1 protein-coding gene and 1 pseudogene are annotated in these 996 nt (G+C 74.8%); both read right to left on the bottom strand.

Annotation, left to right across the window (positions count from 1 at the left end; translation table 11 throughout):
- Positions 1-788: histidinol dehydrogenase (gene hisD / locus AC2W7C_RS18415; protein ID WP_486002638.1), on the bottom strand; the 788-nt coding region annotated here is incomplete at its 3' end.
- Positions 788-996, bottom strand: a pseudogene (locus tag AC2W7C_RS18410) (hypothetical protein); the annotation flags it as partial. The gene hisD and the pseudogene AC2W7C_RS18410, both read right to left, overlap by 1 nt.

Below are 996 nucleotides of genomic sequence, written 5' to 3'. Positions count from 1 at the left end.
GATCGGCGCGACCCGTGGATCGACATCGAGGTCATGAAGCTGGCGGTCGTGATCCCGCCCAGGGTCCGCGCCCCGCCGTCGGTTGGCAGCACGTGGCTGGGGCCGGCGGCGTAGTCGCCCAGCGTTTCGGCCGCGTGCGGGCCCACGAACACCGCACCGGCGGCGGTGATCCGCTCGACCAGGGCGTCGGCGTCCTCGGTCTGCAGCGCCAGGTGTTCGGGAGCGTACAGGTTCGCCACCTCGCACGCCTCGGCGATGTCACGCACCCGGATCGCCCGGCCCTCGGCCAGCGACGCCCGCGCGATGTCGGCCCGGGGCAGGGTCTCCAACTGGGCCTCGACCTCGGCCAGGACCGCGTCGATCAGCCCACGGCTGGGCGACACCAGCAGCACCTGGGCGTCGGCATCGTGTTCGGCCTGGCTCAGCAGATCGGCGGCGGCGATTTCGGGGTCCGCGTCGCGGTCGGCGATCACCAGCAACTCCGAAGGCCCCGCCGGCATGTCCGCAGCGGGACCGCCGGGCAGGGCGGCGGCCTGCTTCTTGGCCTCCGCCACCCAGGCGTTGCCGGGGCCGAACAGCTTGTCGACCGGCTCGATCTCGCCGTCGTCCAGTACGGCTCCGAACGTCAGGGCGGCGATCGCCTGGGCGCCGCCGACCAGCCACAGGGCGTCCAACCCGGCCTCGGCGGCCGCCACGACCATCGCCGGATGCGGCTCGCCTCCCTTGGACGGCGGGGTCACGGCCACGCGCCGCCCCACACCCGCCACCGCCGCCGGGATGGCCAGCATCAGCAGGGACGAAAACAGCGGCGCGGTCCCGCCCGGGACGTACAGCCCCGCGACCGGATCGGCCGCCAGGCCAGCCTGGACCGCACGCCTGGGATGGTCTCCACCCAGGGCGTGTCCTCGGGCCGGGTCGCCTCGTGGAAGATGCGCACGTTCTCGGCGGCGATCCGAAGGGCGCGGGTGGCGGACGGGGCAGGGGCGGCGCGGCGCG

The organism is Brevundimonas sp. CURTG3B2_SDJG, assembly GCF_057364705.1.
Note: the sequence above shows the minus strand (reverse complement) of the source record. Positions and strands in the feature narration are given on the sequence as shown.